17 protein-coding genes and 1 pseudogene are annotated in these 20,331 nt (G+C 43.7%); 3 read left to right on the forward strand and 15 right to left on the reverse strand.

The features are described 5' to 3' along the window. The 3 genes and pseudogenes from WQ57_RS16675 to WQ57_RS16685 all read right to left on the reverse strand — a co-directional run. A pseudogene (locus tag WQ57_RS16675) lies at positions 1 to 336 on the reverse strand (IS3-like element ISBsp3 family transposase); the annotation flags it as partial. 188 nt (positions 337 to 524) lie between these two features. Beyond that, complete coding sequence (locus WQ57_RS25740; protein ID WP_156183168.1) at positions 525 to 1,220, reverse strand: hypothetical protein; 696 nt, start codon at positions 1,218 to 1,220, stop codon at positions 525 to 527. Between the two features lie 300 nt (positions 1,221 to 1,520). After that, the gene (locus WQ57_RS16685; protein WP_046524906.1) at positions 1,521 to 1,997 is read right to left on the reverse strand and encodes an NUDIX hydrolase; all 477 of its coding nucleotides are present in this window, start codon (positions 1,995 to 1,997) and stop codon (positions 1,521 to 1,523) included. Between the two features lie 509 nt (positions 1,998 to 2,506). Between WQ57_RS16685 and WQ57_RS16690 the strand changes: the two genes are divergently transcribed. After that, on the forward strand, positions 2,507 to 5,110 hold the full coding sequence (locus WQ57_RS16690; protein ID WP_052948790.1) for a PBP1A family penicillin-binding protein: 2,604 nt from the start codon (positions 2,507 to 2,509) through the stop codon (positions 5,108 to 5,110). Between the two features lie 222 nt (positions 5,111 to 5,332). Here the strand turns inward: WQ57_RS16690 and WQ57_RS16695 are convergent, their stop codons facing one another. After that, positions 5,333 to 5,704 (reverse strand): PepSY domain-containing protein, encoded by a 372-nt coding sequence (locus WQ57_RS16695; RefSeq protein ID WP_241481566.1) that lies wholly within the window; start codon positions 5,702 to 5,704, stop codon positions 5,333 to 5,335. Positions 5,705 to 5,959: 255 nt separating this feature from the next. Here WQ57_RS16695 and WQ57_RS16700 point away from each other — a divergent pair, with 255 nt between their 5' ends. After that, positions 5,960 to 7,858: an alkaline phosphatase D family protein gene (locus WQ57_RS16700; RefSeq protein ID WP_052948792.1), complete on the forward strand. Its 1,899-nt coding sequence runs from the start codon at positions 5,960 to 5,962 to the stop codon at positions 7,856 to 7,858. Between the two features lie 183 nt (positions 7,859 to 8,041). On the opposite strand, the gene WQ57_RS16705 is transcribed toward WQ57_RS16700, so the two are convergent. Continuing rightward, entirely contained in the window at positions 8,042 to 9,607 is a 1,566-nt protein-coding gene (locus tag WQ57_RS16705) for a flavin-containing monooxygenase (RefSeq protein WP_241481567.1), read from the reverse strand. 105 nt (positions 9,608 to 9,712) lie between these two features. After that, positions 9,713 to 10,660 carry an alpha/beta hydrolase gene (locus WQ57_RS16710; RefSeq protein ID WP_046524908.1) on the reverse strand — a complete coding sequence of 316 codons (948 nt, stop codon included), beginning with the start codon at positions 10,658 to 10,660 and terminating at the stop codon, positions 9,713 to 9,715. A gap of 141 nt (positions 10,661 to 10,801) precedes the next feature. On the opposite strand from WQ57_RS16710, the gene WQ57_RS16715 reads away from it, so the two are divergent. Further along, positions 10,802 to 11,476 carry a response regulator transcription factor gene (locus WQ57_RS16715; RefSeq protein WP_241481563.1) on the forward strand — a complete coding sequence of 225 codons (675 nt, stop codon included), beginning with the start codon at positions 10,802 to 10,804 and terminating at the stop codon, positions 11,474 to 11,476. A 236-nt stretch (positions 11,477 to 11,712) separates the two neighbouring features. Here the strand turns inward: WQ57_RS16715 and WQ57_RS16720 are convergent, their stop codons facing one another. The 9 genes from WQ57_RS16720 to WQ57_RS16760 all read right to left on the reverse strand — a co-directional run bounded on the left by WQ57_RS16720 (position 11,713) and on the right by WQ57_RS16760 (position 20,210). Continuing rightward, positions 11,713 to 12,906 carry a thiolase family protein gene (locus tag WQ57_RS16720; RefSeq protein WP_173427573.1) on the reverse strand — a complete coding sequence of 398 codons (1,194 nt, stop codon included), beginning with the start codon at positions 12,904 to 12,906 and terminating at the stop codon, positions 11,713 to 11,715. Positions 12,907 to 13,006: 100 nt separating this feature from the next. Beyond that, positions 13,007 to 13,864 carry a 3-hydroxyacyl-CoA dehydrogenase gene (locus WQ57_RS16725; protein WP_046524910.1) on the reverse strand — a complete coding sequence of 286 codons (858 nt, stop codon included), beginning with the start codon at positions 13,862 to 13,864 and terminating at the stop codon, positions 13,007 to 13,009. 196 nt (positions 13,865 to 14,060) lie between these two features. Beyond that, positions 14,061 to 14,456, reverse strand: a complete 396-nt coding sequence (locus WQ57_RS16730; RefSeq protein ID WP_046524911.1) for a PaaI family thioesterase — start codon at positions 14,454 to 14,456, stop codon at positions 14,061 to 14,063. A gap of 122 nt (positions 14,457 to 14,578) precedes the next feature. Then, a complete protein-coding gene (locus WQ57_RS16735) occupies positions 14,579 to 15,076 on the reverse strand; it encodes a flavin reductase family protein (protein WP_046524912.1) in 498 nt (165 codons plus the stop codon). 38 nt (positions 15,077 to 15,114) lie between these two features. Continuing rightward, complete coding sequence (locus WQ57_RS16740) at positions 15,115 to 15,378, reverse strand: hypothetical protein (protein ID WP_241481564.1); 264 nt, start codon at positions 15,376 to 15,378, stop codon at positions 15,115 to 15,117. 28 nt (positions 15,379 to 15,406) lie between these two features. Continuing rightward, positions 15,407 to 15,952: an NADPH-dependent FMN reductase gene (locus WQ57_RS16745; RefSeq protein WP_046524913.1), complete on the reverse strand. Its 546-nt coding sequence runs from the start codon at positions 15,950 to 15,952 to the stop codon at positions 15,407 to 15,409. A 58-nt stretch (positions 15,953 to 16,010) separates the two neighbouring features. Then, a complete protein-coding gene (locus tag WQ57_RS16750) occupies positions 16,011 to 16,805 on the reverse strand; it encodes an enoyl-CoA hydratase-related protein (RefSeq protein ID WP_046524914.1) in 795 nt (264 codons plus the stop codon). Between the two features lie 29 nt (positions 16,806 to 16,834). Beyond that, complete coding sequence (locus WQ57_RS16755; protein WP_046524915.1) at positions 16,835 to 18,067, reverse strand: acyl-CoA dehydrogenase family protein; 1,233 nt, start codon at positions 18,065 to 18,067, stop codon at positions 16,835 to 16,837. Positions 18,068 to 18,098: 31 nt separating this feature from the next. Then, on the reverse strand, positions 18,099 to 20,210 hold the full coding sequence (locus tag WQ57_RS16760; protein WP_046524916.1) for an acetate--CoA ligase family protein: 2,112 nt from the start codon (positions 20,208 to 20,210) through the stop codon (positions 18,099 to 18,101). Positions 20,211 to 20,331: the final 121 nt, after the last annotated feature.

Genomic DNA, 20,331 nt, shown 5'->3' on the forward strand with positions numbered 1-20,331 from the left:
TTTCCTTAGATTGTCTTCAACTGAGACCTCCTCTGAGGTAGGCCTCCCAGTACTTCCTTTTCCTCTTCGTTCTGTAAGGAACCCTTCTTCCCCAAATTGTTTAAAAGTTTTCCTCCACCTCTTCAGGCAGGATCTAGGTTTTTCCGCCCCGATTATTTCGATTTCAAAACCGTTTTCTATAAATATTTGAGAGGGAGCTTTCCCTTCAAGGTTTTCTTTAACGGCCTTAATTTTGAACGCTGGTGTATAAGCAATTGACCTTTCAGAAACATGGTCAACATTCTCATTGTTCTCCAACAGTTTCATTTGATGTTCATTGAATATTATTTTACTCATTTCGTTCCTCCGTCTATATCCCTGATTTGATTATAAACGGGCTAGGTCATTATAGACACAAAAAACCCGAATAACGGGCTTTTTCAAAGCGTCCATTATTCGGGGTATAGTTCACTTAGGAGCAGGCCGCTTTTGTACCATATTCTTTTATGTAGAGTGCCTATGAAGCTGAAATGGTCCAAACGTTTTTATTCTGATCTGAGCAAATAATCGTACACTTCGCCTGTTTCCGGCACCACGCCGTACCATCCGTATGTTGCCGTATGCCCTTCCCGGGTTTCAGGGTCGTCGATCACCACCTCGTATAGATGAATAACAAAATGGCCTTCCGATGTGTGATGGTCATACTCCACAAAGAAGGTTTCACTAGGTGCCATCCCCGTTATGTCAATCACCCTCTGGACTGCCTCTTCCTTTGTCATACTTGTTTTCTCGTTATCTTTCCGTTCTTCTTCTACCCGCAGGGCCTCTTCCTTACGTTTTTCGCCTTCCTCGATAAGTCTTATTCTCTCTTTTTCAGCAACAGCCTGTTTTCTTATCTCTTCCGCAAACGACCGAATTACATCATGTGCCGCGCCCTGGACCGCCAGAGAGATCGCTTCTTCCGCAAACACTTCAGCCTCCTCGAATTTCCCTTTCCCAAGATGGTCCGCTGCCATTTTTGCCGCTTTTGAAGCAAGTATCAGTTCAGCTGCCTCATCCGTCTCTTTCGCTTCCTGCGCCTTTTCAAAAGAAACGACCGCCTTTTCAAAATCCCCTGATGTGAGTTCCGCCGTTCCTTCCTCCAAATACTGTTCGTACATTCCAGAAGAGCACCCCGCAAGCAGCAGGACAGCGGCAGCCAACAACCACCATCCGCTCTTCCTTGTCCACATTACTCCCACTTCCCCCACTCTCCCGGCTTCAGCGTTTTTAATGATTCATCACCAACAGCATTATCCAGATACAGACTCGGCGGAGGGAATCCAAGCTATTCCGCTCCGTTCCATTTCATTCAGGTCTCTTTTACCATGGAAATTGGAATTGCCTCGCCCCCATTACATTCTATGTTTTTCATGGTCAAGATAGTTCAAAAGGAGGATGAAAAGGGACAATATTAATAGGCGGTAAATGGTACATCAGGGAATAGAGCAGCAGGTAAAAAACAAAGTCCTCTAATATACTCGTTGGATAATAAAATAAGGTTATTCCCTAAATGAAGAAGATAGCTCCCAAAATTCATTTCCAATGCTGTCAATGAGCGCCTGTGCTCTTTTTTCTATCTTGACTGGAAGAGTATCTTTACTAAAATATTGAAGATCAAGGCTTTCGCCATCGTTCATTTCCAGCTTTCCGGCAACATCGACTGCCCGGAAAAGGTTAATGACACTATACGTTTCATCCCCATTAGGATAACGAAAATAATAACGGGGACCTGAAAAAACGCCGATGAGTTCAAAACGGCCCGCCTCCAGACCAGTCTCTTCCTTTAACTCCCGGGAAGCAACCTCCTCAAGCGTCTCCGCAAGTTCCATGGAGCCGCCGGGCAGTCCCCAATCATAGGTATCGGACCGATGTTGGAAAAGAACTTCCTTCTTATCGTTGACGACCAGTATTGTCGCTCCCACACTCAAAATGGGGCGAGTGCCAATTAATTTACGCAGTTCCGAGATGTATCCCATTTGCTCCTCCTGATTTAACATTTTTTAAAGGAACGTATAACCAAACCTTCTGCCCGCCATTCCCCTAATTCTTATTAAAATTTACTTTTCCATATTTACCATATTATATCATTTTTTTCTTCCTTTATCTTTAACAAAGGCCCTTAGTCCGCTTGATACCACCATATGAGATTAAAAATGAGCATTCCATTTGACGAGGGGAAAATTCTTAGAGTATTTGTTTTTAACACATAGTGTGATATGAAAGTGTCCTTAATGGCTGTTCTGTCAAAACTTCACTTCCCATAAAATTGTACGTTTAAATAGAAAAATCGCCTTTTCCGACGAATTTTTATCGGAACATTTTATAACACTAAGACAGAATACAATGAAGAACATTGCTGTAGCCATACTCTCTACACCAAGACTCACCCAAAAACTATAAAAGAGGTGAAAAACTGCTATCAAGAACCGGAAAATAGACAATGCAATCTGGTAATTTGTCTATTATTTTGTTAGCAGTAAGCGGCATGACAGAAAACCATTCTTCACGCATTGAGCACAGAAAAAAACTACAAGACCAGCAACAGCGTTCAGGAAAGAATAGTTCCCCCAAAAAGAAATTTTGGAAGAGGTTCTTATTTTTTAGTCTTATTTTAGGGACTGTGCTGCTTTTAGCTGGAGCTGGGGCTATTATTTGGATTATCAATGACTCTCCCAAGTTTGACGAAACATTATTAAAAGACCCTCTATCCTCCAGTATCTATGCAAGTGATGGCGAAACAGTCATCGCCGAGGTCGGGCAGGAAAAGCGGGAAGATATAGGAATTGAACAAATTCCTGATGTATTGAAGGATGCGGTTATAGCAACAGAAGATTCCCGCTTCTATGAGCATCAAGGAATTGATGTGCGGCGTACAATGATGGCGATCTTTAAAGTGATCACTTCTGGATCGTTAGAAGGTGGCGGCGGAAGTACGATTACGCAGCAGCTAGTGAAAAATTCCTTTCTATCAATCGAACAAACAGCCACTAGAAAGATAAAGGAATGGTACTTGGCTCTACAATTGGAAAGGCGATTTTCCAAAGAGGAAATTCTGGAAATGTATTTGAACAACAATTTATACGGCGGCGATGTATATGGAGTGGCCAAGGCTGCACAGCGTTTCTTTGGGTTACAGCCTGATGAACTGGATCAATTAACCCTGGAACAAGCAGCCCTGTTGGCGGGAATCCCCCAAAGTCCCAATCGGTACATGCCAACAGACGAATCAAACTTAGACCGCGCGGAAGAAAGAAGAAACATGGTTCTCCACTATATGAATCGGCATGGATACATTTCCGAGCCAAAAATGAGTGAAGCGCAAAGGACACCCATTGAGGATACATTAAAGATCCAAAATCCGAAAGGAAACAAATATCAAGCATTTGTGAATACTGTTCTGGAAGAAGTACAGAAAAAGACGGATGCGAATCTTTTTGAGGATGGGTTAGACATTTATACAACCATCGATCCCGAGATTCAGCAATTGACGGAAGATGTTCTGACGACAAATGACTATATCCATTATCCAAATAATAAGAACCTCCAAATAGCTGTTGTCATTACAGATACACAAACCGGGGAAATCAAGGCCATTGGCGGAGGAAGAAATAAGAACGGCGGATTTAACTATGCAACCATGATGAAACGTCAGCCTGGTTCGACGATTAAACCGATTATTGACTATGGCCCAGCCATTGAAAAGTTCAAATGGTCGACAGGACACATGATAACAGATGAAGAGTATCAGTATTCCGATGGAACTCCTATTCGAAACGCTACTCGTACCTATGCCGGAAATAAGACGATTCGGGATCACCTGGTCTGGTCACGCAATATCCCGGCATTAAAAACGTTTCAGGAAGTAGGCGCGGAGGATGCTACCGATTTTGCAAGAAGCCTGGGCTTCCCTATTGCAGATGAACAAAAAGGAAATGAAGCGAATTCTATTGGCGGAATTGATGCCGCTTCTCCCCTTGTCATGGCAGGCGCCTATACCCCTTTTGGAAATGGCGGTTATTATATTGAACCACACACGGTTACAAAAATTGTCTACTCAGACGGACGAGAGGAAAATGTAGCACCAGAAAAGAAAAAAGTCATGGAGGATTATACCGCTTTCTTAATAACCGATATGTTACGCTCAGTCGTCGATTCAGGTACAGGAGTGAAAGCGAATATTCCCAGCCTGGATCTGGCCGGTAAGACGGGAACCACGAACTTTGATGAACGAACCATCATGAAATACAGCTTGCCGGAAAATGCGGTAAGGGATGCCTGGTTTGTAGGCTATACCCCTCAATATACGGCTGCGGTATGGACTGGATATGATAAAACCACTTCTTCTGATGACTATTTGAATAGCACAAGTGATGACATCCCGCAGCTGGTTTTCAAAACCATTATCTCTAAAGCAGCGACAAATACAGCAGCATTTAAACAGCCTGCAAGTGTTGGCCAATTGGGCTTTGAATATTATGTAAAAGGCGGCGAAATGCCACAGCCGCCAAAACCTGAAACACCAGCAGATTTCGCTGCGACCTATGATGAAGCCTCGGATGAAATTCAATTATCATGGGACCACACTTCGAATAGCGGATTGGAAACAACCTTTGAAGTTTCTTATATTACAGATGGAACGACCACAACCTTAACGTCTACCAATGAAACAAAGGCTGCCCTTCCAAGTCCCGAGAAAGGAAAGACTTATACCTTTACGATCGTTGCGGTGGCGGGAGACGTGAAGAGTGATTCCGCTTCCACTTCGATAACGATTGAAGAGACCGTACCAGCCAGCCCAAGTAATTTGCAAGCAACGTTTGACCAAGCAACGAATAGGATTTTGATTTCCTGGCAGCCTGGTAACGGGGCTAAAAACGTCCAATATATTGTTTCTTTTAGTGTAAATGGATTACCACAAACATTGGCCCCAACACCTGAATTACAAGCCACACTGGTTGGTCCTCAGCCTGGCCAAACGTACGTCATAGCTGTGACAGCAATAAATGAAGCGGGTTCGAGTGAAGCAGCCACCACTTCTGTTACAGTGGATGAACCCCCTCCTGAAATTGGCAATTGGAACGATTTTTGAGAAATCCTTGGAGACTCCACTGTTAGTGAAACAGCTCGAGGATTCTATTAAAAAATGGTCACCGAAACTAATTCGGTGACCATTTTTATGAAAACACGGCGGGGGCCCTCAGTAAAAAACCGATTTCCCGTAATGACAGGAACCGGCTTTTCTAAATATATTCTTTAACAGCTTATTTTTTAATTCAAGCAGGCTCAAGGAGTACCTTACATACTCTTAAAACTAGTCGTCGTCACCATCATCGTCATCACTATCGTCATCACTGACGTCATCGTCATCATTGTCGTCCTCGTAAAAGTCATCGTCATCATAATCTAATTCAACTGCTACTATTTCCGCCGTCTCAGCATCAATGGTTACCTCATAATCAATGCCATCTTCTCCCTGCACTTCTACTTCATATACAAGGTAGCCATCTTCATTTTCCAGCTCCACCTCATCGACAATACCAGGGATTGTCTGAAGGGCAATTTCTTTACTTTCTTCTTTTGTTAAATAGAGTTCACTTGCGTTTGCAGATACAATAGGAGTCGTCGAAGCTGCTCCAATCATTGTGACAGCCAGTGCAGGAATAACGTACTTTTTCAATTTCATACTCAATCGAATCCCTCCTAATTTTGTGGTACATCTTTACCTTACACAATAGGAGTAAAATTGATATGAAGGAATCGTAATCATTCGGTTAAGAATTATTACAATCTTGATGAAAGATTCCAATTCTATAAATTTTTATAAATTTCTTACATGTGGTTAACAAACTAGTTATTCTCCATTAACAAGGTCCTGATAGCATTAACTTTGAAAGACTTCCCATTATACATAGCACACCTTAAAGAGAGGAGAAAAGATATGAACCAAAAATCGAATAGGAACCTTGAAAAGGATGTGGATAAAAGCAGAAGAACGCTATTAAAGACTTTCCTGGCAGGAACTGCTTTGTTCGCTTTGGAAAATGCGCTCTCACCGCTAAACACGTTCGCACAGCAAAGAAACAGTCACCAAACGTTGAAGGCGGTCCGCTATATGGCTGTTCACCCAGCGGGCGTAGGCTTTACGCAGTCTGTAGCCTCAGGCGATCCTACTTCGTCTGGTGCCATGCTCTGGACCCGGGTTGATCCAGATATTACCGGGATTGATGCTGTATCAGCTGAGCACCCAAATCAAAATATAACCGAATGGCTGGGAAACGGGACAGTAAAAAATACGGATTTTATCGAAAAGGGGCAGGCTGTCATGGTTGAAATCAGTAAATCCAGTGATTTCAGTACCACAGTCCTCACAGGCTTTACCCCGGTATGGAAGGACTTTGACCATATTGTACGCCTTGATGTGGACGGGCACCTAGAACCTTCAACTTCCTATTATTACAGGTTCACTACTAAAAACGGATTCATCAGCCAAACCGGACGGTTCAAAACTCTTCCGGCAGAAGCGGATAATTCTCCCGTTAAATTTGCCTATATCACTTGCCAGGATTATACCAATGGCTATTTCAATGCCCTGGATCATTTGGCAGATGAAGAGCTTGATTTCGTCGTTCACGTTGGGGACTACATCTATGAATCTGTTGGTGATCCCCTTTATCAGAGCCCAATAGAAGGAAGGAAAATCGTTCTGCCAGGTGGCGGAATAAAGGCTAGAACGATTGAGGATTACCGGACAATTTACCGGGTTTACCGGCAGGATGGAGACTTGCAAAAGCTGCATGAAAAGCATAGCATGATTGGAATTTGGGATGACCATGAATTTGCGAATGACACCTATTTTCCAGCAATCGCCCCGGATGACAGCCTGAGCCCGGACCCTGAAAGAAGGCTTGTTGCCAACCAGGTGTGGTACGAGTATATGCCGGCAAGGGTGATGTTCGATAAGGAATTGCCATTTGATCAATCCATCAAAATCTATCGTTCTTTTAAAATTGGAAGCATGGCCGAACTGATTATGACCGATGAACGGCTATACCGGAGCCCCCATCCGTGCGGTCCGGCCACGACAGATAAATATTTTTCCAGCGGCTGCAGCGATATCAGCAATCCGAACCGTTCCATGCTGGGTACTGAGCAGCGGGAATGGTTTTTATCAAAACTTGCCTCTTCTGACGCTGTCTGGAAAATATGGGGCAATGAAGTCCAATTTGCAGTGTTGAAACTGTTCGGGCGTCATCTGAATTTGGATGCTTGGGACGGGTATGATGCAGAACGCAGGAGAATCTCGCAGCATCTGAAAACTTTTAATGTAAAGAATGTCATCGCTCTGACAGGAGACTTCCATACCTTTGACGCCGCACTAATGAAAGAGGATTACATAAATGACCCGGATTCCGAAGCGGTTGGAGTGGAACTGATGGTAGGTTCGGTCACCTCAAGCAATTTGCGCGAGGCACTTAGAAATGCGCTCAACAATGTTCCAACCAACTCGAGCCCCATTCCCCTCCCTGTGCTCGATGAGCTAATCCGAGTCCTTAAGGGTCGGCTGGGGACTGTGACGACACTCACCGCAGAGCTCCTCCTAAAGGAACTGCAAGGCATCATTAAACTTGAAAATCCATGGATGAAGCTATTTGACAGTACGACCCATGGATATGCCGTTCTTGAACTGTCACAAACAAAGGCAGTCTGGACGACCTATACCGTTGACCAAATCGAAACAAAAGGCGCCAGGAAATCCCTCCACTGGCAGTGTGAAATACCACGAGATAAAGCTGAGCTAAGGGTTTTGGAGGCTGGTAAATTATTAAATCTTTCTTAAAAAGCGGGGGTCACCCGCTTTTGATTTTACCCACCTTCTCTTAAAAAATCACAAGTAAATCATAAAATCCAATCTGAAACAGTAAAGAACAGCCGGAAATGGCTGTTCTTTCAATTAAGATCTCTTTTTCCGCTCAGAAATGGAAAAATTAGATATCTTTCTCAGGCATCCTGGTGCATTCCATTACCCCGTCACCGGCTCCGAAGCAGCTTCCAATGAAAAGCCTTCATACCCGTTTGCGGCGATTTCAGCGCACTTCTGACGGTAGGCTCCACCCCCGCCGAGATAGATTAGGAAGCGGCGAGGCTTTCCAGGGATGTTTGCACCAGTATACCAGGAATCCGTCTTGGTAAAGAGCGTAGCCTCGGCGACCTCCCGGCAATGCTTGCTCCATGCTTCCTCGGCATCCACCTTCGCTTCAATCGTATCGATATTGTTTTCTCGCATATATTCAATACAATCGCCAATCCACTCAACATGCTGCTCAATCGAGACCGGCATGTTGCTCAATACGGAAGGACTTTCCGGACCGGTGATCATGAAGAAATTCGGAAATCCAGCGTTTGCGACACCAAGGTAGGTTCTTGTGTCCTCGCCTCCCTTCCATTTTTCCTTCAGTGACACACCATCCTTGCCGCGGATGTCTATTTTCAGCAAGGGACCCGTCATGCCATCAAAACCTGTTGCGAATACAAGAACATCGAGCTCATATTCAGCTTCCGTTGTTTGGAGGCCATTGTCCGTGATTTCTTCAATACGATTCGTTCTTACATCCACTAGGGACACATTATCGCGATTAAAGGTTTCGTAGTAATCCGTATCAATAATAGGCCGTTTTGTTCCATAATAATAGGTTGGCTTCAGCTTTTCAGCCACTTCAGGTTTCTTCACGATTTCCCCAATTTTAGAGCGGATGAATTCGGAGGCTGTTTCATTCGCCTTTGGGTCCACCGTGATATCATAATACGAAGTGAATATCCCCTGGCCGCCTGTCTGCCAAGCCTCTTCGAATTTTTGCTGGCGTTCCTCCGAAGTCACCTCCAGGGCCGACTTTGTCGGAACTTCCACAGGCTGCCCGCCCTGAGATTCCCTCATTTGCTTCTTGATTTCAAGGAAATTCTCCTTCGACCTCTTGATATATTCCAAATCGTAAGGGTGATTCCTGGCAGGAGCACTATACTGCGGTGTCCGCTGGAAAACGGTCAGATGCTCAGCTTCTCTGGCAATAACCGGAATTGCCTGGACACCGCTTGAGCCTGTCCCAATAATTCCGACCCGCTTTCCGGTAAAATCGACCTTATGGTGCGGCCAATGTCCTGTATGGTACCATTCACCCTTGAAATTCTCCAAACCGTTAAACTTTGGCAAGTTGGAAGCGGATAGGCATCCCACCCCAGTGATGAAATACTTTGCTGACACAGAGGTGCCATCATTGAGTTCAATCTGCCACCTCTTCGTCTCCTCATCATAATGCGCCGCATTGACACGGGTTTCAAACTGGATGTCAGGCCTCAGATCGAACTTGTCAGCTACAAAGTTCAAGTACCTTAAAATCTCCGGCTGTTCAGGATATCGGGAAGACCATGTCCACTCCCTGTAAAGCTCCTCGGAAAACGTATAGTTATAGTAAATGCTCTCAGAGTCGCAGCGCGCACCTGGATAGCGGTTCCAATACCATGTGCCACCCACGCCATCCGCCGCTTCATAGACACGAGTCGAAAATCCTGCCTCCCTTAAGCGGTAGAGCATATACAAGCCGGAAAATCCTGCACCAATGACCACTGCATCAAAGCTTTCATTATAATTTGTCAAATGCATTCCCTCCTTAATAAGGTAGATCGCCGACAAAACTTCCTATACTTTGCTTACCTTCTGGTCCACTTCATTTAAGAATGTGGCAAACTTATCGATGGACCCTTTAATATCTTCAGGAAAGACCGCCATATTGGTAAAGAATCCATGGATCAACCCTGGCTCCCGGGACGTTTCCACCCGGACACCCGCCTGCCTTAAACGTTCTGCATAGGCCTCTCCTTCATCCCGCAGCACATCCGCCTCTGCTGTCAGAACATACGCAGGCGGCAGATTGCTTAAATCCTCGGCCAGGAGCGGGGCAACATGGATGTGTTTGGCATCATCCTGATTGCGGATATAATAATCTCCAAACCAGATCATCAAGTCCCTGTCCAGTCCAAAACCTTCCTTGAATTCTTCGTATGAACCAGAATCATAGCTTAAATCTGTGACCGGATAGATGAGCACCTGCCCTGCGATGGCAGGTCCCTTTTCATCTCTTGATTTAATGCACATGACGGCTGCAAGGTTTCCTCCTGCACTATCACCGCCGACGACAATATTGGAAGCGTTTCCATTTAACTCCGCAGCATGCTCACTTACCCATTGCAATGCCGCATAGGAATCGTCCACCGGCACAGGGAATTTAAACTCCGGTGCAAGTCGGTAATCGACAGAGACAACCACTCTTCCCGTCTTATTGGCCAGCATTCTGCAGCTGGCATCAGCAGTCGCCAGATCTCCAATCACCCAGCCGCCGCCGTGGTAATAGACGAACATTGGAAAAGGTCCTTGTCCTTCCGGAGTATAGATTCTTATGTTAATTTCAGTGTCGTCTGCCACAGGGATAAGGCGGTCTTCCACTTTGGCGAGAGGTGCGAATTCCACTTCCACTGGCGGTGCCATTGCGAACAAATCTCGTACAGCCTGCGGATCAAGTGAATGAATGGCCGGCATTTGCTTAAATGCTTCAAGATACATTTGAGATTGCGGTTTTAAATTTGCCAAATTCATCTCCCTTTCTTTCTTAAAAGTTTTCATCCTGTTAAGGATTTTTACTATTACTACTACATTAATGGTATAAAATCAGGTATAATTTGAATATTCCCAATTTTCTATGTAATCCATCCCCTAAAAGGAGATGATGAAATGGCATCCAATCATACCTTAATGGAGCATATGGTCCAGCTTGATGAAGCAGCCACCCATGAAGAGAAGTTATATAAAATCCTCGAAGTGTACAAGTCCCTATTCCCCGTACAGAATGCTTTTTTATTCCGTTACTCCCCGCTGGGATATTTAGGGGAGGGCATCATCATGCTAAATGAAGCGGGCTTAACCTACATAAACGAAATTCGCGATAATATCCGCACCTTGCCCATCATCTACTCCGCGATTACGGAAAGAAAGGCAAAATATTGCTCAGGGCTCGAATTCCTGAAACAAACAAGCAGCAAATACATCCTTAAGTCCAACGAAAAATCAATGGCCGTGGTTCCCATTTGTTTCAGTTCTGCCGTCATCGGCTATATTTGCACGACGCAATTTTTGGATGGAGCTGTAATAAATAGTCACACACTTTCCTCCCTGACGAACTATGGAAGACTGGTTGGCCGGTATATGGAAAAAGCCGATAACCATATTGAAACACAAAGCTTAAGCAAAAGAGAACTTGAAGTCATGAGGAAAATATCCTGGGGTGAAAGCACAAAGGAAATGGCGGCCGCAATGGAGATAAGCGAATTAACCATCAAACAGTACGTCAAATCAGCCATCAAAAAGCTCGGCGCCATAACCGCTCGCATGCTGTGGGTGAATTGTTGAGGAGAGGGATTATTTCTTGATAGGTATGTAAGCCGATTTCTTTTCTTGGGCTATAGCAGGCCATGTAAAACGCCTCTATTATTCCAACCTTTTTCAACAATTACATACAATACAAGCAAAATGGGGCCGAATTAAATTGGCCCCATCTTTTACTTTTATGACAACGTTCAAAATCATTTATTACCTCAATGCATTCATTAGGCAAATGATAATATAATATATATTCTCCTTACCGCCTAATATTTTTTAATAACTGTAGCAATACCCTGACCAACTCCGATACACATCGTTGCCAACCCATACTCGGCATCGCGTTTCTTCATTTCATACAATAACGTGGTTAAAATTCTTGCCCCACTGGCACCTAACGGATGGCCGTAAGCAATAGAGCCTCCGTTCACATTCACCTTTTCCATATCTAATGACAATTCCTGGATACAAGCAAGAGACTGAGCAGCAAACGCCTCATTCAATTCAATTAAATCTAAATTTTCCACCGTAATTCCCGCTCTTGCAATCGCCTTTTTCGACGCAGGAACCGGTCCAATTCCCATAATGGATGGATCGACCCCTGCCACGGCAAAGGACTCAATTGAACCCATCGGAGTTAGCCCAAGTTCTTTTGCTTTCTTCTCACTCATGATTAACAGGGCTGCCGCTCCGTCATTTACTCCTGAGGCATTTCCAGCCGTAACAGTACCGCCCTCATATACGGCTCTTAGTGAATGTAACTTTTCCAACGTGGTTTGAGGACGCGGATGTTCATCGTGACTAACCACGGTTTCCTCTTTCTTAGTTGTTATCGTAACTGGAACAATCTCATCCTTTAATCTACCGGATTCTATCGCCTTCTTTGCCTTTTGTTGACTATTAAAGGCGAATTCATCTTGGCTTTCACGAGAGATGTTATATTCTTTTGCCACATTATCAGCCGTTTCTATCATGGAAAATGGATAATGCATTTCGGCTAATTGCTTATTAATAAATCTCCAGCCAATCGTGGTATCGTAAGTTTCAACTGTCCTTTGGAAAGGTTTTACCTGCTTGGCGGTTACGAAAGGAGCTCTAGTCATGCTTTCTGTACCGCCAGCAATAAAAATATCCCCTTCGTCACATATGATCGCTTTTGCAGCCTGATTAACCGCCTCCAGACTGGAGCCACATAAACGATTGACTGTGACTCCCCCGGCTGATGTTGGAATTCCCGCTAAAAGCGAAGCCATTCTCGCCACGTTTCGATTATCCTCACCTGCTTGGTTGGCACATCCAAAATAAACATCTTCTATTTCCTCGACCGGAAAATCATTGCGATTAACAAGTTCTTTGATAACGATTGCTGCAAGGTCATCGGGACGAACATCTTTTAATGCCCCACCATACCTGCCAATCGGTGTCCTGACTGCATCAATGATTACTGCTTTTTCCAACAAAAACACCTCCACCTCTTTTTCAAAGACCACAAATGCTGCCGACAATCCCTGTGTTCAAATCATTTTTTTGCCATTGAAACAGCCAATAGCGGTTTTAATCCTATACATCCAAGTAATCATAGACCCCTTTTCCTGATTTTCGGCCAAGTCTTCCAGCTTTAACGTATTTAATCATTAGAGGAGTTGGGCGGTATCGGTCTCCTAGTGTTTCATGAAGGTAGGTTAAAATTTTTAATCGTGTATCTAATCCAACTAAATCACCCAACTCCAAGGGACCCATTGGATAATTAAGCCCAAGTTTAATCGCTTTATCGATATCTTCCGCAGAAGCTACCCCTTCCTCCAGCATTCGAAAAGCTTCATTCCCAACCAATGCGCTTACTCGGCTTGTCACAAAACCAGGTGCTTCATTGACCATAACCGTCTCTTTACCCATTTGTTTTGCCACTTTTTCTGTAATCTGATAGGTCTCATCGCTCGTTTCTAAACCTTTAATGATTTCTACTAGCTTCATCTTGAAGACCGGATTGAAGAAATGCATAGCGATGACACGGTCAGGCCGATTTGTAACCCCTCCCATTTCAGTTGGACTCATTGTCGAAGTATTGGTTGCTAATATCACATGAGATTTACAGATTTGATCCAACTTATGAAAGATATCGGTTTTTAATTTTATATCCTCTGGAACTGCTTCAATTACAAAGTCTACATCTGATACCGCCTCATTGAAATGGGTTGTTTGCTGCAGGCTGCCGATTGCTCTCTCGATATCTGCCTTACTGTAAAGTCCTCTTTCAAGGCCCTTTTCCATATTGATTCTCATATCCGTGATAGCCTGACTTAGCTGTGTTTCAGAGATATCATAAAGAGTTGTTTGAAACCCTCCCAGAGCTGATACATGTGCAATCCCTCTCCCCATCACACCAGAACCGAGAACCGCAATTTTTTTAATTTCCATTCCCTTCCTACCCTTCATTTTTGTACTGTTTAACTAGTAAAATCGTTAACTTTGATCAGCAACTGTATATATCCGTAAACATGCAAATGGAAGAAGGAGCCTTAAAAAAGCGGCTCCTTCTTCTGCACCACGGACACTAGAGTCAAGATGATCTTCCTCCAAGGAAAAGATAACTCGTTAACAAATGCAAACCATTCTATTTTGGCTGGCTAATTTTAAAACTGCCTAAGCCAACACCTATGAGGTCTCCATTCTGGTTAAAGATCCGTCCTTCCATAGAGGCTATGCTACGGCCAGTATGAACCCTCTCGGCGGTGGCATAGATGGTTTCTCCTTGCTTAACGGCTTTTAAAAATTGCGTAGTTAAAGAGATCGTTGCATAATTGGCTTCACCAATATTCAATTTCAGATTGATCCCCATTACCGCATCTAAAAATGTGGTAACAACTCCACCATGTAAAATGTTGTTGCCATTAAGCAGATCATCATGTATTTTCAATTGTATTCTTGCTGAATTTTCTTCAAGTGAACCTACTTTAATTCCGATCAATTTCCAGTAAGGTATTGCTTCATATTTTTCTATCAGGCTCAATGTGCCACTTCCCTTTTTTAATCGTTTTATCCTATGGTGGTCACTTCCTCCAATGAAAAGCTTAATGAAGCGCTGCGGAAGTAACCAAACAAACCATTAGCCATTTAAGCTTCCGTTCCACATTACTCCCAATCCTGCGGAACGCTTCCTACCTTTCTTCTAAAATAAAGCATTGGCTCCTGATCGTTTTTATCTAAATCTATCACTTCACCAACTAAAATATAATGATCCCCTGCATCGATCTGCTGAACCTTCCTACATTCCAATGAAGCAAAAACGTCCTTAATGAGTGGCAGATTGTTCTCGGAAAGAACCCAAGGCTGCTTGGAGAAACGATCTTGTTCTGATTTGCTGGCAAATGTCCAGCAAACCTCCTGTTGGTTACCTGCCAGGATATTGACAGAAAACTTGTCAGCCTTTTTGAATACTTCGCAGCTTCCCGCCTTTTTATCGATGCACCATAGGACCATGAGCGGGTCGATTGAAACAGAAGCAAAGGAATTAACGGTTAAACCTACAGGCTTGTTATGTTCATCCAAGGTTGTAAGAACGGTCACTCCCGTAGGATAACTTCCCATAATCTCTTTAAACAATTGTTGTGGGTCACTTTTCACTGTCATGGACAATCTCCTCCTTTAAATGGGTCACATGGCGATGTTCAGATGGCAACTTGCTCGTAATACTCCACTAGCTTTTTACGTAAACCCCCGCTGCCAAACCTAACCCGATTCTGACCATTCGCTGCATTAAACACGATAAAATTCAGGATGGCTTTTCTTCGCTTTAAGATGTCCACTAAACCTTTGTTGTAGAACCATTTATCGATTTCATTGTACACACCCCGATTAATGCCAAAATCCTTTTCACACATTCTTTGGAAAGAATAGTCGGTCAAATGAATGCAATTTTTTACACTTTCCACATGCTTCCCTCTTTCCATCAAAGATTTATTAATTCTGTTCGATTAATGTCTGGTTACATAATTCCTTAAAGTCTCTAGCCAACAGCATCAACTGTTCCTGTCTTTCCGGTTGATGAATTTCGTTCTCTTCATTAAAATCACTTGATGTTAGAAACACATCATGTGGAAGCAGTTTCATTTTTAAATAGTGCAGCATAGGTCTTAAATGCTTCTCGATTGCCTGGCTATGCTCTGGATTTCCTCCGTTGGCTACAAGGGCTATTGGCTTGCCCTCAAGTGCAGGGAAAGGAATTAAATCAAACAGGTTTTTTAGAGCACCAGGAATGGATCCGTGAAGGATAGTCGTACCTAGTACATAGCCATCAGCGTTTTCGATCTGTTTTATGACCAATCTGGTATCACCGTTATACTTTTCCAGTTGCCTTCCATCACAGAAATCCAGCTTGAATTCTTTTAAATTAACCAATTCGATTTCCATTTCCGGGCTCTGACGCTTTAATTGCTTTAATAGGTACTCCGTTGCCACAAGGGTCTTTGAACCCACTAATGTCCCGCTAATCACTAAGACTTTCAAAATCTCACCCTCCATTCTTTACAGTCATTAATTAACTGGGCAGTACAGTCTTTTTTTGCTATACTTCCTGATTGTTAAACCATTCAATAGCGCCTTTAAGCCCAAGCTCCTTTATTTTCCTATGAACAAGCTTAATTCCTTCAGCGGTATGGATAATGGCATCCTGCTCCGGTCCAAACATGACGCCAGTTCTGAATCCTTGCAGTTCCATCATGCGGTTATGGGCCTTTTTCTTCAGCTTTAAGATATCCAGCGGAGTTTTGGCAATGCCTCGTGCAATTTTTAGGGTTTCTTCCTCCAATTGATCCTTTTTAAAGCATTTCGCAGCAAATCCATAGTCCGTCGCTTCTTTTCCGGAAATCCGGCTTCCCGCGGTTAAGTCGAGCATTTTTGCACGCTGTGGCCCAACATGCCATCCCCAATAGATTCCGACAAACCCCCCGCCAAGTGGAAGGGAAGGAAAACCGAATGTAGCCTCTTCATCGGTAATGACAATGTCACAGCAGGCAAGAAGCTGTGTCCCGCCTGCCAAGGCATACCCTTGGACCTGGGCAATAATTGGTTTTGGATACTCCCAAACTCTTAACCACCTTCTAGTGAAAACCTCCAGATTATCTCTGTCGTCTGTAACAGTTGGTTCTTCATATTTGTCGACATCATAACCAACACTGAAGGCTCTGCCATTTCCTTTTAAAATCACCACACTGACGCTGTCATCCTGTTTAATATCCTCCAGGGCTGCGTCCAGATCATGGAGTAAATCCCCATTTAAAGCATTTAATTTTTCTGGTCTATTTAAAATAACGTAGGCAATTCTTCCAACCTTCTCAATCAAGACATTTTTTTCTGACATCCAACACCCAACCTTTACTAAAGTTTTTTTTAGAATGAAAGATCACCTTTTAACAAACTTCTGGCAATTGTCCGTCTGTGAATCTCAGATGTACCGTCGGGAATTCTCATAAGCCGTGCCCGGCGGTATCCTTCTTCCAATTGAAGCTCATTTGATAGCCCCATTCCTCCGTGAATCTGGATGGCACTGTCGTAAACCCGCCCCATCATTTCTGTACAATAGGCTTTCGTCATTGAAATTTCTTTCGTTGGCGTTTTTTTGCTGTTTTCGATTTTCCATGCACAATGCAGCGCCATGTTTCTGGCTGCATAGATATCCATCGCCATTTCAGCTAGCATATTTTGAATCGTCTGATGTTCCTCCAGTGCCTTTCCGAAGGTTCGGCGGATTTTGGAATAGTCAACGGATTTACTTAACGCCCATTGTGCGGATCCAATACAGATACCGCTCATTCCCAAACGACCGTTATTGATTCCATTCATCGCTTTTCCAAAGCCCTGGTCCAATTCGCCAATGATGTTTTCTTCAGGAACGCGAAGATTGTCAATCGTAATAATGGTTGCATCCCCGCCCAATGAGCCCATTACTGGAATAACGGAATCGACATGAAACCCTGGGGAGCTTGTTTCAACGAAGAAACATGTTATCCCACCTTTTCTTTGTGCCTGCAATTCAGGATTGGTTACTGCAAACAGCATGCAATAATCGGCATAATGTGCATGGGAAATCCATTGTTTCGTTCCGTTTATCACATATTCATTTCCTTCTTTTACGGCTTTTGTCCTGATTCCCCAAACATCGGAACCGGCGTCCGGCTCTGTTAATCCAAAGCATAATTGTTTATCGCCAGAGCCGATACCCTCGAGATATTTGTCTTTAAGTTCCTGTCTCAGCCCTTTCAATACGGGGGTCAACCCGTTAGTAAATGGCGAAGGAATGACCACATGCTCGATGAGTTTGGAATTTGGAAAGTGTTTTCCGATTGCTTCATTGATTAATAGTGAAGTCATCGGCCCGAAGCCTTCTCCTCCTAATTCGGGATCGCCAAACATGGTATAGTAACCAGCTTTTGCTGACTCTTTGCGCACTTTCCTTCGCAATTCCTCCACTTTGGGATGGCGGCGGCCGTCTTCAAGATAATAATTCCGCTCATTGAACAGCAAGTTATGGTGTTCCTGTTCTAAGGGAATCACGACTTTATTAATAAATTGGATAATGCCTTTAATAATTTCTGCTGTTTCTTCTGGAATCGAAAAGTTCATTTCTCTCTCTCCTTTGTTATAGAAAATTAACCTATGAATGAATCACTTGTTTTTCGAGTGTCATTAAACCATCTGCCACCTTGATTCCCTGTCCTTGGGGAAAGACCATGACAGGGTTGAGATCTATTTCTGAAAGCATATCTTCGTATGTCACGATGAAATGGCTGAACTGTGAGATTAAGGAGCTTAGTCCCGCCACGTCATAAGGTGGTTTTCCGCGATAGGATCGTAAAATGGGACTGGCTTGCAATTCATTAATCATTTTGGCTGCTTCACGGGAGGATACAGGTGCTTTCCTCATGGAGACATCCTTGAGCAATTCAATGTAGATTCCTCCCATTCCTACCATGACAATCTGGCCAAAAATAGGGTCCTTTTTGGAGCCTACGACCATCTCGACAGATTCCTGATTCAACATTTCCTGAACCAGGACCCCTTCGAACTCGGCACCCTCTGTTTCGGCAATGATGGCTTTCAATCTTTCGAATTCCGACCTTACTTCCTCGTTGTCTTTAAGCTTCAGGACAACCAGGCCTTTTTCCGTTTTATGGAGGATTTGCGGCGACATCCCTTTTAAAACGATTGGATAGCCAATTTCATTTGCAAATTGGATGGCCTCTTCCGCTGTTTTTGCTAATTTTTCTTCCGTAATGGGAACTCCGAATTGCTTGAGAATCTTTTTGCTCCCGTACTCGGTCAAAAGAGTAGCAGGACCGAAAATATCCTGTTTTTCCGGCAGCAAAGTTTCTTCACTTACAGCTTCCTCCCTGTTCGCAAAATAGTGGAGAGCTTTTGAAACCGTAACAGCCCTTGATGGATCTTCAATCACACAAATCCCGGCGTCACTGAACATCTTTCTGGACTCCTGGCTGTTTATTGTGACAACGATTTGCGGGATATCCTTAAAGCGCTCCTGCATGGTTTTTAAGGTAGAAATGCGATCCTGCAGCGAATCCAGTTTTAAGCCCGCAAATCCCAGGAAGACAAGTGCAGAATCGTATTCCCCGCTTGAAAGGACGGAATGCATGAAGTCTTCGAGTAAGGTCGGCATATAAGAAATCTGTGCGGTCGTGTCGATTGGATTTTGCACACCGGCAATCGGGAGGATTTCCCTTAACTTTTCTTTTACTTGCTTGGGCGTTTCCGGCAAAGTCATGCCGTTTGCTGACAATTGGTCGGCTAACAGAATTCCTACTCCGCCTGAAACAGTAAACACGGCGACCCTGTTTCCCTTGGGGAAGGGCAATTTAGATGCCGCATATGTAACATCCAGGAATTCCTCTATCGTTTCAGCACGGTATACGCCATATTGCCTGAAGACTGTATCAAAGACTTCATCGGCACCAACCAGAGAGCCGGTATGGGAAAGGGCCGCCTTCATTCCCACAGATGTTCTTCCTACCTTCAGAGCAATGACCGGCTTTCCGTTCTCTCTTGCTAATTTTAATGCTCGAATAAGTTTGTCTCCAACCTTTGTCCCTTCGAGATAACAGGCAATCACATCCGTATCAGGATCATTTGCCAAAAATTCAAGGCAATCCGCAACATCCACATCACATTCATTTCCGGTAGCCACGAAATAGCTAAAGCCAATATTGTGCTGCCTTGCCAAGGTAAACACATGTGATCCAAAGGCTCCGCTTTGACTGACAAAGCCAATATTGCTTTTTAATGGTTTTTCATCTTCAATGATGGTGGAGAATGTTCCGTAAACTCCTTTGCCAACATTGAACATCCCCAGGCAATTGGGACCCAGAACCCTAACATTGTTCTGTTTGGCCAATTGTGAAATTTCATCCTGCAGTTTTTCCCCTTCTTCATCGATTTCGGCAAATCCGGCGCTAAATATGATCACCGACCGTACCTGTTGATCGATACATTTTTTCAAGGTTTGAAGAACAACGGCTTTAGGGACAGCGATAATGGCCAAATCAATTGGGGCCTTAACCGCCTTGATATCCGGATAGCATGTTAATCCATTCATTTCTTCGTATTTGGGATTAACCGGATAAATCACTCCCTCATATCCATATTTTTGGAGGTAGCTAAGAGGTCTGCCGCCAATTTTCTGGTCATCTGGTGAAGCGCCGATAATGGCAATGCTTTTTGGATTAAATAGTGCACTAAGTTGGGACTGCTCCAACCCATATCACTCCTTACTTCTTTCTTCTTTCGTTCTATACTTTACTTAATGCAAATTCCATGCCAACTCCTTCAGGCATGTGGTTTTTTTTGTTTTGCTGATAATGAAAAAAACAGAATAA

This window comes from Mesobacillus campisalis (assembly GCF_000986785.1).
Taxonomy (GTDB): Bacteria; Bacillota; Bacilli; order Bacillales; family Cytobacillaceae; genus Mesobacillus_B; species Mesobacillus_B campisalis.